Origin of the sequence: Streptomyces sp. WY228 (genome assembly GCF_019287315.1) — a bacterium.
Taxonomy (GTDB): domain Bacteria; phylum Actinomycetota; class Actinomycetes; order Streptomycetales; family Streptomycetaceae; genus Streptomyces; species Streptomyces caviscabies.
On record NZ_CP079114.1, the window covers coordinates 1,338,725 to 1,352,577 of the forward strand.

7 protein-coding genes and 3 pseudogenes are annotated in these 13,853 nt (G+C 67.6%); 3 read left to right on the forward strand and 7 right to left on the reverse strand.

Annotated features, from left to right (window positions below):
* Window positions 1–423 precede the first annotated feature (423 nt).
* Window positions 424–1,095 (reverse strand): DUF3159 domain-containing protein, encoded by a 672-nt coding sequence (locus KV381_RS05570; protein WP_008405917.1) that lies wholly within the window; start codon window positions 1,093–1,095, stop codon window positions 424–426.
* An 890-nt stretch (window positions 1,096–1,985) separates the two neighbouring features.
* Here KV381_RS05570 and KV381_RS05575 point away from each other — a divergent pair.
* Window positions 1,986–2,423 (forward strand): HIT family protein, encoded by a 438-nt coding sequence (locus KV381_RS05575; protein ID WP_003949692.1) that lies wholly within the window; start codon window positions 1,986–1,988, stop codon window positions 2,421–2,423.
* Between the two features lie 310 nt (window positions 2,424–2,733).
* Here KV381_RS05575 and KV381_RS05580 read toward each other — a convergent pair whose 3' ends face one another.
* On the reverse strand, window positions 2,734–3,495 hold the full coding sequence (locus tag KV381_RS05580) for a TetR/AcrR family transcriptional regulator (RefSeq protein ID WP_049978650.1): 762 nt from the start codon (window positions 3,493–3,495) through the stop codon (window positions 2,734–2,736).
* Window positions 3,496–3,912: 417 nt separating this feature from the next.
* Between KV381_RS05580 and KV381_RS05585 the strand changes: the two genes are divergently transcribed.
* Window positions 3,913–5,673: a CocE/NonD family hydrolase gene (locus KV381_RS05585; RefSeq protein WP_030088356.1), complete on the forward strand. Its 1,761-nt coding sequence runs from the start codon at window positions 3,913–3,915 to the stop codon at window positions 5,671–5,673.
* Between the two features lie 659 nt (window positions 5,674–6,332).
* Here the strand turns inward: KV381_RS05585 and KV381_RS05590 are convergent.
* The 4 genes and pseudogenes from KV381_RS05590 to KV381_RS05605 all read right to left on the reverse strand — a co-directional run bounded on the left by KV381_RS05590 (window position 6,333) and on the right by KV381_RS05605 (window position 12,496).
* Complete coding sequence (locus KV381_RS05590) at window positions 6,333–6,815, reverse strand: hypothetical protein (RefSeq protein WP_030088354.1); 483 nt, start codon at window positions 6,813–6,815, stop codon at window positions 6,333–6,335.
* Window positions 6,803–11,498: pseudogene (locus tag KV381_RS05595) on the reverse strand (putative T7SS-secreted protein). Before KV381_RS05595 ends, KV381_RS05590 begins: the two are co-directional and overlap by 13 nt.
* A gap of 2 nt (window positions 11,499–11,500) precedes the next feature.
* Window positions 11,501–12,166 carry a hypothetical protein gene (locus tag KV381_RS05600; protein WP_030088350.1) on the reverse strand — a complete coding sequence of 222 codons (666 nt, stop codon included), beginning with the start codon at window positions 12,164–12,166 and terminating at the stop codon, window positions 11,501–11,503.
* Window positions 12,163–12,496, reverse strand: a pseudogene (locus KV381_RS05605) (SseB family protein). The gene KV381_RS05600 and the pseudogene KV381_RS05605 overlap by 4 nt, the downstream one beginning before the upstream one ends.
* Before the next feature lie 580 nt (window positions 12,497–13,076).
* On the opposite strand from KV381_RS05605, the pseudogene KV381_RS05610 reads away from it, so the two are divergent.
* A pseudogene (locus tag KV381_RS05610) lies at window positions 13,077–13,181 on the forward strand (3-hydroxyacyl-CoA dehydrogenase family protein); the annotation flags it as partial.
* A gap of 117 nt (window positions 13,182–13,298) precedes the next feature.
* Here the strand turns inward: KV381_RS05610 and KV381_RS05615 are convergent.
* Window positions 13,299–13,829: an NUDIX domain-containing protein gene (locus KV381_RS05615; protein ID WP_030088348.1), complete on the reverse strand. Its 531-nt coding sequence runs from the start codon at window positions 13,827–13,829 to the stop codon at window positions 13,299–13,301.
* Window positions 13,830–13,853 lie beyond the last annotated feature (24 nt).

A 13,853-nucleotide genomic window follows, 5' to 3' on the forward strand; every position in this document is an offset into this window, starting at 1 on the left:
TCCTGGCAAGGTTCCCACTCCCGCATGACCTCCGTCTCATCGCCACCGAGGGCCCCTGCCATCGGTCCGGCCAGCGCACCCACCCGGGCAATCGGGCCGCCGCTGATTTCCTCATGGTCGACCTCCTGTAAGGCGCCGAGGCGGCCGCGGGTGCACCCGCACCCTGATGCCGCCGGCAGGCGGGTCAAGGCGGCCGGTAAACACTCGACCAATTCGCCTTCCCCCCTGACCGCAGCCCCTCAGCCAGGCCGTGCGGGCGCATGCAGTGCGTGGCCGCACATGATCGCAGCGACGGCATGAAGCACCGGCCCATAGAAAGCGCGTCCGCCGAATCGGACGTCGCCGTGACCGATGCGAGTACACACGCCTCCGGACGGGCTGCGCGCAGCCCGTCCGGAGCGGATGGAGATCGGAAGTGCCGAGTCAGGTGCGCTTGGCAGGCAGCAGTCCCGCCACCTTCAGCCGCTTGTCGGAAGCCCGGGCGGCCCAGGCGACGACCAGGACTCCGAGGGCGAGGAGCGGGTAGCCCATGGCGATCTTGGCGAAACCCAGCGAGCCGACCTCGTCGGCCTGGTAGAGGTACTGCTGAACGGCGAATCGAGCACCGAAGATGACAGCCAGCACCAGGGTGGCGATGTCGTAATAGAGCCGCGAACGCCCGTCCGCACGCCAGACAACACCCTTACCGGTCGTCGCGTTCCAGATCAGTCCCGCCAGAGGCCAGCGCACCACCACAGAGACAACAAAGGCGACGGCGCCGGCCAGGCTCGCCCAGATGCCGATGAGGAAGAAGTCCTTGGCGGACCCCGTATACCAGGAGACGCCGGCTGCGACGGCTACGCCGAACACGCCGCCCAGCGCCGGCTGGATCGACTCCCTGCGCACCAGCCGCTGCGCCGCGATGCCGCCGGCGACCAGGAGAGCGGCCAGGATGCCGACCTTGAGTCCGCCGACGCCGTTGGCGACGACGAACACCAAAGCGGGCAGCGCCGAGTAGACGACACCTTTGACTCCGCCCGCCTGTTCGAGCACCGTCTCTTTCCCCCGACCTGCCTCCCGCGCGACAGCCGCCTCCCGGGAACTCGTGTCCTGCATAGCGATCCACACCTCTGGGTCAATTTAAGCGTCAGCAGCTTGCGTTGACGTCACTAAGTGACACATTGCCATTAAACGCCAGTCGTCGCCACCCTGCCTGATGTAACCCACGCCACAACCCCGCGAGATCTCGCACAGTGAGTCGCTCGTCATCAGGGCTGGCCGCCGGGTGCGCACGGCTGCTCGCCGTCGCCCGCCTGGAGAGGGCGCGAGGCCTCGATGGCAGTGCTCGCGCGGTTCGGTGGGAGCCTAGGCCCGAGGGGTCGTGCGCGCGCTACGGACGGCGATGAGGGGCAGCGACCAGGGGAGACAGACAGCGCAAGCTGGCGCGCGCCGTCGGCAACCCACCTACGACGTCGCCTGCTGATGTCCGGCTGAACGGAGAACCCAGGCCGAGTGACTGCGACGAAGGGTCCGCACGCCGCAGCCGACGACGACCCGCGCTTGCTATGGATCGAGCCGCCCGCGTGGCGCTCGTTCATCGGACCGGCCCCTCGAGGTCGCCGCCACGGTTCCGGACGGAGGAGCTACTCAGCGGACTCGATCACGTCGTGGTCCTGCCTGCCCGGCTCGCAGCACGGGCGCTGCGCACTGCACTAATCTGCCATGCTCTTGAACGGATGAGCTTCGTCGAGCAACCGACCGTCGCAGGCCCTTTCATCCAGTCGGCGAACGAGCCGGCGCGTTCGGCGTCACAGGTACTGCCCTTGCCGAGCATCATTGTTCCGCACTCCGGCGTTCGGTTAGTCGAGCGTCCGGTTCCATGGAGTCAAGCCAGTGACGCTGGTCGAGCGGTCGTGTCAGGCAACGACGGCCAAGGGCCGCGGCCGTCGCTGCCTGATCCGTGCCCCGCTGCCCACACCCTGACGCTCCTGAGGAATATTGCACGTATGACTACTGTGTTCTCTCGCATCATCACTGGGGAGTTGCCCGGACTCTTCGTCTGGCAAGATCCGGAAATCGTCGCTTTCCTCTCCATAGCTCCGTTGCGGCCTGGCCACACCCTTGTGGTGCCACGACGTGAGGTCGATCGGTGGACGGACATCGACGGGCCCCTCCTGACGCGTTGCTTCGAGGTGGCCCAAGCCGTGGGGCAGGGGGTGCAGCGGGCCTGGAACGCTCCGCGCGCCGGGCTCGTCGTTGCGGGCTTCGAGGTACCGCATCTGCATATACACGTCGCGCCGGTCTGGGACATGACCGACTTCGATTTCAGCAAGGCCAAGCAGGAGGAAGACCCGTCGGCGCTGACCGGAGCAGCGGTAAAGCTGCGTGCCGCCCTGCTGGAACTGGGTTATGAACAGGCTCGGGGCTGCACCTCCGGAGCATGAACGATCACGCAGCCTGTCGGTATCCGTTCGAGGCTGACGTGGCATCACCAAGAGGCCGGGCCGCGTCCGCTCGCCACCCAGGAGCACACGGCTCATGCCCCCCGTTCGCCCTCAGCCCTCCACACCTGTGGGTGGGCAGTTGCAAGGATCGGCCAGCCAGGAGGGGCGGGGTGCGTCGGAGGCTGCTGACGTGGGTCCGGTACACCTCGCCCCCCCTCGAGATCGACGGACCACACGGACGACTCCTTGCCCAACTCCCCTCCCTCCGGCCCGGCGCCCTCGGCGAGGGGGGCTCGACGCCGTCCACGCTCTACAGCTCCTTCTGGGTGAGTTCGCAGACCTCCACCCCGCCCTCAGTACGCTGCACGGCGACACCTTCGGGCGCCGACTCGGCGGGTACCTCGGCGACGTGGACCGGGTCACCCACGGCGCCACCGGTGGCCGTGCGGACGGCATCGGCGATGAAGGCGAAATTCTCGTCACCGAGCTTCCGGGGATCAGTGCCGTCCAGAAGGCCTGCTCCCACGTACTCGTTGAGGACTCGTAGGGCGGCAGAAGCAGCCGCGGCGTGCAGACGTACCTGCAGGTCGTCGTGCTCACGTCCGAGCCGGGTCGCGATGACTGCGGCCAGTTCGTGTTCGACTTGATCGCATGCCATCAGCCAGGCCGTACGCAGGGCCGGCTCGGTATCACCCAGTCGCATCATCTTCACGCCCAGCCCGGCATCGGCCTGCTCCTGCGTGTCGATCTCGCTGACCAGCCGCTTCGCCTCCGTGGCAAAGTGCTCCTCCAGCGAGCGGTGCAGCGGCCAACTGCGCAGAGTGGCCAGTTCCCACTCCACGCTCTGCGCGATGATCGGCTCTGCACAGCTCTCCTTGCTGCGAAAATGGCGCCAGATGGTGCGGGTCGACAAGCCCACCGCCTCAGCGATCTGGTCACCGCTCGTCCCGTCGACGCCCTGCGCCCAGAACAGACGTGCAGCCTCCCGCGAGATCTCCAGACGTACACGACGACGACGCTGCTCGCTCATCCCACCGCGGCCGCGCCTGGCCGTGGCCTCTTCCTCGGCCATCTCTTCACCACCCGTTCCCATAATTTTCACCTTGCGCCACATTGGCACTAAGTGACGTTTTTCGCCAGTCTCTCGCGGCACAGCTCCAGCATTGCCCGGCCCCGATTCGCAGCCCGAGTGGACCGACAGGTGGATCTCGCCGCGAAACCGGTCAGGTGCGACGACCGCACCCCGGGAAGTGCGCCCGAACGACTTCACAGCACACTGCCGCGGACCCGAAGTCGACCGAGCCCCTCGCCGCGTGGCCACGCGGCCACGCGGCGAGCCAGGATGGCGGGACCCACTTGCCACACTCGTCACTTAGTGACATTGTCACTAAGTGACAGGATGGTGGTCGGCCGATTCCTTGCAGGGGTGACCTACGCGTGTGAGTGCCGCCCTTCCGCGTCTGCCCGCACCAGAAGCCAGGAGTACTTCATGAGGAAACGATCAGCCGCAACCGCCGCAGCACTGATCACGGCCTGCGCCGTGACCGGCGCCCTCACGGGGGCAGCCGTCGCCACGCCGGGCCGGGTGACCGACGGCAACCGAGCAGAGAAAACAGTTGTTGCCACGGCCACCCGTTCGGTGACCCATGAGGAGAATGAACGGGTGCCGGAGGGGGCGCGCTGGACCCAGCACTACTTCCCCTCCTCGGACGGCTCCGGGACCGAGCTGCACGCCGATGTTCTGCTTCCCGAAAACCTTCCCGAGGGCACGAAGGTGCCCGTCGTCATGTCGGCCGGCGCGTACTTCGGCCACTCCGGGCAGATGGAGGTGAAGGAAGAGCACGCCGGCCCCTCGGGGCGCTTCCAGGACCTGCTGGAAGGCACCGCCCTGCTCGACAAGGGGTACGCCTTTGTCATGGTGGACACCCGCGGCTTCGGCGGCTCCACTGGATGCCTCGACCTCGGCGGCCCCGGGGACCAGGCCGACGTCAAGGCCGCGATCGACTGGAGCTCGAAACAGCCCTGGTCCACCGGAGCGGTGGGAATGTACGGCAAGTCCTTCGACGCCTACACCGGCCTCCTCGGCAACAACGCGAAGAACGACGCGCTGAAAGCAGTCGTCGCCCAGGAGCCCATCTGGGACCTGTATGAGCACCTGCACTCCAACGGTGTACCCCGCCCGAACAGCGTGCAACTACCCACCAGCTACAACCGCATCGCCAGCCTGGCCCAGTTGCCGGACGAGGACAAGCGATACCGGACCAACGCCGCGTACGAGACGAAGCACCCCGAGTGCCTGGCACTCAACTCCTTCGGCCCCACCATCGGCGACCCGGAAGACCCGTACTGGAAAGACCGCAGCCCAGCCACGAAGGCGAAGGACACCGACACCCCGCTCCTGTTCACCCAGGGCACCACCGAAACCAACACCCTCCCCGTGGGAATGGAGGAGTTCCTCCACAACCACCGCGGCCCGCAGCGCGCCTGGATCGGCCCCTGGGACCACGTACGCGGCAACGACCGCACGCAGGAAGGGAAGTTCGCGATGGGCCGCGCGACCTGGTTCAAGGAGACAATGTCCTTCTTCGACGAACACCTCAAGGACATAGATCCCAAGGTCACATACCCGAACTACGCCGTCCAGGACAACCTCGGCAACTGGCGCGCCGAGAAGTCCTGGCCCACAGCGAACCGCTCCGCGAACCTCCGACTCGGCAACGGCTCGTACCTGGACAGCGGAGCAGGCTCACAGCCCACACCACCGGAAGAGGAAACCGGTCGTAATGCCGGAAGCTTCTTCATCTGGTCCGAACCTCTCAAGGCAGCCACCCGAGTCACCGGCACACCCAGGATCACCCTGACGGCCAGGGGTGAAGGCAACGTCATGGTCAAGCTGCACGACGTAGGCCCCGACGGAAACGCCGTCGCATTCGACGAGCGAGTCTCCCGCCTGGACCAGGACCACCTGAACATCAGCCTGAAGTCGACCGACTGGACCCTGCGAGCCGGCCACCGCCTCGCCGTGGAAATCGGCTCGGTACGAACCGGCGACTGGCTCGACACCCCCTCCAAGCAAAAGATCCAGATCAGCAACGCCCGCCTCCATCTGCCCCTGGACCACCCGGCCGAAGACACCGCCACCGACGGCGACCGAGCCCCATGGATCGACACCTACACACAGATCAACGCCGCGAAGCCGACGCCAGGCCCCGCCACCTTCACCGTGCCCCCAGCCGATACACGACGCTGAGGAACGCCACACCGCTCGGCATCCTGATCACGCCGGTTCGTGAGGGGCTGTCAAACCAGCGACCCTGTCTCACTGCCTCCGAAGCGGATCCCTACAGGTTTGTGAGGACTCAACAGTCTCGATTCTGCCGATCGTCCAACATCGGAGAAGGTCTCACACCACCTTCACCAGGACGACAGCAGAATCCCCTGACGGGGCATCAGGCACGCCTGTCCACCGATTGTCCACCGCGCCCCACTGCACGCCCCCGACTCACTATTCCCAGGCACGAAAAGGCCAGGTCAGAGGATCGCCACACGCGTAGGGCCAGGGCAGCTCCACCTGTGACCTAGGCATGCAATGCGTAGGTCACAGGTGTGCGATTAGCCCGGCTTTCAAGACTCACGAATACAAAAACCCCAGGTCAGGAGCCTGACCTGGGGTTCTTCTGAGCCGCCTTCGGGATTCGAACCCGAGACCTACGCATTACGAGTACGCGAGCGATCCTGACACACAGTGCGCGGGAGTGCCGCCAGATGTCGTTTCGCCTGGTCAGAAGGCACTAGCTAGAGGCGCTCATGTTGTCCCGTGTCGGCACGTCCAGAGGGGTCCGCGCCTCCCCTTCGCCCTCACTGACTGGCATCGGATGGAGACGCGGGCGCCCTGGCGTACGGGCTGAGTCAAGCAGCACCGCGCTCCTCCAGCGCCACCACGACCATCACCGGAAGATCGGTGTCCTGCTGGATCACACCGGCGGTCAGGGTCCGGGCTCCAAGGGCCCACTTCTTCACCGCGATGAACTCGTCCCGGTCCGCCTCCGTCTGCTCGGCCTCGACGAGGTGGCCGGCGAGCGGGGACTCTTCGATCTCGGGGAGGAAGTCGGCCAGCACCTGCTTCCCCTGCTCGTAGACGGCATCCAGGTCGTCGAAGTAGCCCGATTCGTCGACGTCGCGGATCCAGACGGCGAACGAGACGCGGACCGCACCAGTGCGGAACGTCTGGATCCAGCCCCGGACGCCGTCCTTGTGCCACGACGTCTCCACGCCGTCGCGTGGCTTACCTCTGGGCGTCCACTCCTGGGCCCCGAAGCACGCCGCCGCACTCCCGGCGGCCACCGGGGTGATGTCCTTCAGCTCTTCCAGCATTGCGATTACTTCAGCCATGAACTCATTCCACTCATACCGTTGCCAGGCACGTGATACACCTTCAGCTGCCCACTGGCGTAGGCCTCGGGGAAGGCCTTGGACAGCACTTCGTTCACATGTGCGGCACCCCATTCATTGGACACCATATAGCGGACTCCCTTGCCTCCTAGATCCTCGTTAAGGGCGAGCAGTTTGTCCGCCTGCGTTGTGATCCGACTCTCGTTGTAGAAATCGAAATCGGGGTTGTAAGGGGAGCTGTCCCATTCACCGATGTTGTCGCCGCCGGTCCACTTCGCCTCCGTGATCCAGCCGTCCTGCGGACCGCCGTCGACGTGGACCTCCCGGCCGTCCGGCAATATCCACTGCTGCTCGTAGCTCTGGTCGGTGACAAGGCGCTGGTACCGGAACGACGGACGTATGAGCTGGTTGTCCGTCAGCCAGCCCAGGCCTTTGAACCGCGAGTACGGCGACAGCCCGAGGGGGTCGCAGACGGTGAACGGATTGTGCACATAGGCGACCGGATTCGGCGCGGGGCCGAGGCCGAGCGGGTCCGGGGAGGTGTAGCGACCGGTCTCCGGGTCGTAGTGGCGGAAGAGGTTGTAGTGGAGACCGGTCTCTGGGTCGTAGTACTGGCCGGGGAAACGTAGCGGGGTGTAAGCCGTACTGGAGCGGGCCCAAGCAGTGGTGCCCCAGAGGGTGCTTCTGGCACGCCAGGCGATCTCGCCGGACTCGTCGACCAGTTCGGTGGGCGTTCCCACGAGGTCAGTGGCTATGGCGAAGAACCGGCGGTCGATCTCCTCCTGCCGAGTGTCCGGGGTGAGGAGGCGTTCCGTCTGGGACAGCGGGACCAGGCCGCGGTGGTCCCAGGTGAGGGCGACCATGTGTGGCTGGCCCTGTGTGTGGACGGTCTGTTCGCACAGGGTCGTGCCGTCCCAGGAGAAGCGGACCTCCTCTGCGACGCTCTCGCCGTCGTCAGCGAGGCGCTGTTTTGCCGTGCGGCGGCCCAAGGGGTCGTAGAGGTAGCGCCAGCGGGTGCCGTCGGGTGTGACCACGGCGGCGAGACGATCCTCCGCGTCCCATTCATAGCGCCAGGTGTCGGGCTTGCGTGACAGACGGGTTCTTTGGCGCAAGTTCACGCGGCCGAGGGCGTCGTGTTCGAAGCGGACTTTGCCGGCCCTGGTGACGGAGGTTCCGGTGTAGGAGCGGGGGCCGGTGGCGTCGTGGCCGGGGTGTGAATCGGGCCAGGAGGCCGCCGTCTGGTTGCCGGCGGCGTCGTAGGCGTAACGCTCGGTCCACCCCTCGGCGTGGACCCCGGTGACCCGTCCGGACGCGTCCAGGTCGAAGGTTCGGGAGCCTGAAAGATCGTCGGTCACGGAGGTGAGGTAGCCGTCGGCGCGGTGGGCGTATTGCCGGCGGTTGAGGGCGCGGCCCTCGACAGTCAGGTGCTGCGCGCAGATCCTTCCGGCCTCGTCCCAGGCGGAGGCCAGAGTGAGGGATCCACCGAAGACGCGCTCGAGTTCCCGGCCGGCCGCGTCGTGGGTGAAGGCTATCTCGCGTCCGCCGCTGGTTATCCGGGCGGCACGGCCGGCGGCGTCGTAGCCGTACTCGGTGATCGCACCGGTGGGGGTGATGCGGCGTGCCCGGCGGCCCAGGGTGTCGTAGGCGTAGTTCATGGCGCGGCCGTCTACGAGTTCGGTCCTGGTCCGGCCACGCCGGTCGTACGCGTAGACGATCTCGCTGTCCGGTCCGGCCGCGTGCAGCAGGCGTCCGGCCCGGTCGTACGCGTAGGTGGTCACCTTGCCCGCCACGTCCTTGCGGACCGCTTGGCCGAGCTGGTCGTAGATGTAGGACACGGTCCGGCCGAGGCTGTCGGACCGGGCGGTGAGCTGCCCGGCGGCGTCGTACCGGTAGGTGAGAGTGCGGCCGTCGAAGTCGGTCTCGGAAGCGAGCCGGCCGGCGGCGTCGTACGTATAGGACCAGGTGCCGTGTGGGCCGGTGACCCGGATCAACCGCAGATCCGCGTCGTGCTCGAACGTGTGGCGGCTGCCGTCGTGTCCGGTGCGGGTGGTAAGCAGGTCGAAGTGTGTGTACTCGAAGCGGGATATGCCGCCGGCCAGGCCGGTGTGGGTGAGCGCGTTGCCCTCGCCGTCGTACGTCCACGACTCGGCGGCACCGTCCGGGGCGACACGGCGGGCGAGATTGCCGTCCTCGTCCAGGACGACCCGGGTCACGCTGCCCATCGGGTCGACGGTGCGCACGATCCGGCCCAGAGCATCGCGCTCCAGGCGGGTGGTGCCGCCGGCCGGGTCGGTCACTGCCACCGGCAGCCCCGCGGCGTCGCAGCGCACGGTGGTGGTGGCGCCGAGGGCGTCGGTGACGGTGGTCAGCCTGCCCCGGCCGTCGTAGGTGTACCGGGTGGTGGCGCCGGCCGGGTCGGTGACTGCGGTTCGGCTGCCGTGCTCGTCGAATTCCTGGAGCCAGCGAGCGCCGTCCGGCCCGCGGAATTCCGTGGATGCACCCGACGGGTCCCGCACGGTGCGTAGTTCGCTCCCGTCTGGACGGGTGACGGCGAGCAGGCGGCCGTCCTCGTCGTGGGTGAAGGCGGTGGTGCGGCCCAGCGGATCGGTGCGGGTCAGGGTGTTGCCGCGGTTGTCGTAGGTGAAGCGGGTGGTGTGGCCGAGCGGATCGGTGGTAGCCACCACTCGGCAGTGGCGATCGATCCGGTGCCGGGTCGTGTGTCCGCCGGCCGTGGTGAGGGTGGTGGTGCGAAGTCCGGTGTCCGGATCGGGTCCGGTGTAGGTGAGGGTGATCTGGATGTGGCCGGCCTGACCGCCCTCCTCGATGACGCGGTCTCGGTCGTCGTATGTGTAGTCGTAGCGGCTGTTGTTGGAGTCGATCCAGGCGGTGACGCGGCGGCGGTCGTCGTGGACGAAGGTGGTGGTGGCGCCGGACGGTTTGACTACGGTGGTGAGGTTTCCGTCCTCGTAGCCGTAGCGCATCAGAGGCAGGTCCGCCCCGTTGTCTCCCGCTCCCGCCAGGGCCAGGGCCGTGACCCGACCGTCGCTCACCGCGACAGAGACACGGCGGCCGGCGGAGCAGGTCAGGGCAAGCGGGGTGCCGGTTTCGGTACGTTCCACGGCCCACCAGTTGCCGTGGCGGTCCTCGACCCGGTCCAGCCAGGCATCACCGTCGCCGCCCGGTTCGCTGTCGGCCGGGGCGGTGAAGTGACAGACCAAGCCCGTGCCGGGATCGGTGACGGTGTAATCACCGGTCACGTCACGGGCCAGCAGTGTGCGGGCGGTCCCGGACTCCGGTTCGGTCGGAGCGCCTGGGGCGGGGTGCGGATAGGCAATCAGGAGGCCGTCGGCGGTGACGTGGACGACGCCGACAGCGTCGATCTCCAGGCGCTCGTCGACGGTGGAGGTCCAAGAGGGGCCGAGGAACCGGCGGTGCGGCGGGTGAAGACCAGCAGGTCTCGGTCTGAGGAACGTCGATGCGAGGTCGACCGGATCGGTGTTGGCGACGACGCGGCGCCCGTCGGGACCATTCGCCATCCGCGGCGAGGCGGACACCCTTGGCGACGGCGCCGCCACCGCCAGTGGCCGCGGTCAGTGCCGCGTCGGGCAGCAGCCGGCCGAACCCTTCCGCGGGGTCCTTCATGAAGTCGCTGATCATCTGCTTGCCGGTGCCGACCGGGTCGTTGGCGGTGACGACCAGACCGGCGGCCAGACTGTTGAGGCTGGTGGCGTACTCAGCGGGGTGAGTGATGTTGTACGGGTCCAGCGGGTTGATCCCCCGGACGAAGTTCAGCAGCCCTGCGGTGCCCTTGATGACGCCGCCGCGGACGTGGTCGTTGATGATCTGCAGTTCCTGCAGACCGCCGGCCACCTGTTGGGCGTACGTGGGCTTCTCAGGGGCTTTGTCGCGGGCTGCGCGGACGGCGCTGCGGGCGGTCTCCGCAGCAGCGTTCCGCTGTTCGCGGGCCTGGGCGAGGAGTTCCTGCGCGTCCTGCATGATCGATTTGCCGGGGTCGTCGAACGTCGGCGCTGGGCAGGGTGGCAGAGTGCCGGGGTTGCGCTCCTCGGGGGCCTGCGCGTTGTAGCGGTTCACGGCCTTGTTGTAGTCGTCGATCCGCTTGCGGTGTCCGTCGGCCGCGCCCTGGGAGGCTTTGACGCCTTCCTTCCACATGTCGATAGCCGTCTGCGCCTGGTTCTGTGCCCAGGTGACGGTGTAGGCGAACGCCTCCAGCGCGGCAGCAGCCTTCTCGAAGGCATCGGCACCGGTGAACCACTTCGGCGGCTGGGTACTCACCGCCGTGCGCAGGGCATTGGCCGTCTCGCCCTTCAGCCGCGAGGAGTCGAGGCCCTTCAACCCGCCCCCGGCGTCGTCCAACGCCTTCTGAAAGGAGCGAAGTTGTTCCGCCGTGGCATGGAGCTTGCTGGGGCTTCCGTACACCAGCTTGGTCTTGTCCTCGGTCTGCCCGAGGTCCATTTCGTCGACATCGGCGCCCATCCGGTTCGCAAGCGAGCGCGACTGCTCCCGCACCCAGTCCGAACCGGATTCCCAGCCCACGTCGTCCAGCCGGTCCGCCGTCCAGTTCCCGGCGCCCTCGACCCGGTTGCCGGCCCACTCCACACCGTCCTCAACCACGTCCTCGACCGAGTCGGGCGTGATGTCCCTGATGAAATCCTCGACGCCCATCCTCAGTCGTCCCCGCCTGCGTTCGCGTCGCCCTGTTGCGGTGCCTGCTGGGCGCGTTCCTCGGGCGACGGCCCGAACGCGTCGTCCAGTGCCCGGTCCCACTGCCCCTCGCTGAGGCCGAGCTCGGTCTTGAGCCTCTCCGCCTCCCGACCGCCCTGTCCCTCGGTGAGAACGGTGCGGCCGGTGTCCTTCCAGGTCTGCTCCACGTCCTGGCCGGCCTTCTCGAACGACTCGGCACTCCAGTCCGGGTCCAGGTAGTCGGGAGTCAAGATGTCGCCCCAGCCCTGCTGGGAGATGTCCTCCTCGCTGGCGTGTGGGCTACCGCCCATCGCTGCGCTGACGCCGACCTTGAAGGAACCCTCAACGTACTGGTCGTGCTCCCACTGCGTGCCCGCCGCCAGCCCGAGACGGTCCGCGAGCGCGCTCGCGTCGCTCACCAGGGCGCGTACTCCCCACTCCCACCGTTCGCAGAAATCCTCGAAATCCACCGACAGCCCTCGATGCCCTGCCTCCATGCCCGTCATGGCCAGACCCGAGAACCCCTTGCCCATCACCGACCCGGTGGCGCCACCGAGTTCGCCGAGTTGGTCGATGGTCGCGCCCACGCCCTGCGTGAACTTCGCCACCGACGTCTGATCGAAAGCGAGGTCCGATCCGTCCGTGCTCACGGCCGTCCCCCCTCCTGCCCCGCGCCGGAATCGACAGCGACGCCGTCCGGGACGACGCCGATGACCGGCGGGAAGAACATCGCACCGTCCTCGTCGGCGATGTCCACCGCGAGTCCGGCGGGTTCGTCCAGAGTCGGCACGATCTCATCCACGATCCGCGCCCCGAGCAGCGCGACGTAATCCATCAGACGATCACCCGGGCCCGCGATGAACAGCGAAACGGGCCAGCGCCGTCTCGTCCGTGAACGCGCAGATCCACCGAACACCGCCCGATCGGGCACTCCACAGGCCGGGCTCCGCCGATGGAACCAGAAGAACCGTGCGCCGCATCTCACCCACCAACGCCCGTGGATCGCCAACCCCCGCCCGTTGCTCGGATATTCGTTGAGCGAGCATCGTCCTCGGCTGTCCCACGGGTTCCCCCCTCGTCCTGGTCGGCTGATGGCACCGTAAGGCAGAACAAGTATGCGGGTGGGCCGGTTCTCGCAGGTCCAAGTGCCCCGTCCCTCCGCCTCATGGGCATGGGCACCTCCTGTACGTCCCGCCGAGACCGTCGAGTGGGAGTGTCACCGGCCTCCGGCGACAGAATGTCCCGTCCCCTTGAGCATGAAAGGAGCCGGGCCGTGATCCACCGGCGAAGCCAGGGCGGAGAAGGCGATCCTCCACGCGGGCGTCCGCAGCTGGTACGAAGGCCATGTCCAAGGTGAGGACGAACGCCCGGGCGCGACTTCCGGGGCAGGCCGCCCAAGAACACCGACCGCGGCTGAACCGTCCCTTGGTCGCCTACTCCAGAAGGACGCCGTCGAACCGAGCGCGGTCAGGCGGTCCTCGACGCTTGGGTAGGTAATCTTTCCCCGACCACCGACCACCGACCACCGACCAGGGCGCCCAGCGCCGACCAGTTGTACGCGAGTACAAGGAGCCGCTGTACGCCGCTCCCCCGCTGCTCCAGCGCATGGTCGACGCGGGCCGCCTCGGCCGCAAGACGGGGTCGGGGTTCTACCCGTACGGCTGACGCCCCCGGCCTGTACGCCTGACGCACGCGGCACGTCGAGGAGCCGGTCCCGGTCGCCCCGGGGCCGGCTCCTCGCGCGTACAAGGCTCGCGTACGGGACGCGCGTACGGGCCGGGGTCAGCCCAGTCTCAGGTGGTGCAGCATCAGCAGGGCGGCCGCCATGTTCGCGGCGGGCACCTCGCCCCGGGCGATCATGTCCGGGACCACCTTGAGCGGTATCCACTCCCGGCGTGAGGACTCGAAGGCGTCCGTGGGCTGCCCCGTCCAGTGCGCCTCGTCGGACCAGTAGAGGTGGTGCCGGGCGTCGGTGAGGCCGTTCGACGGTTCCACGGTGAGCAGCGGGCGCAGTTCGCCGGGGCGCCAGCCGGTCTCCTCCTCCATCTCGCGGGCCGCCGCCGCCGCGATGTCCTCGCCGTCCTCGACGACGCCCGCGGCCAGCTCCCACCCCCAGCTGTCGGTGATGAACCGGTGCCGCCAGAGCAGCAGCACTTCGTTCGCCTCGTTGACGACGGTGGCGGCCGCGACGGGTCGCAGCCGGATGACGAAGTGGTCGAGACGGCTGCCGTCGGGGAGCTGGACGTCCGCCAGATTCACCCGGAACCACGGGTTCTGATACACATTCTGTTCGCTTAAGTTCGTCCACTGCACGGTTGTGCCACCTTTCGACATGTT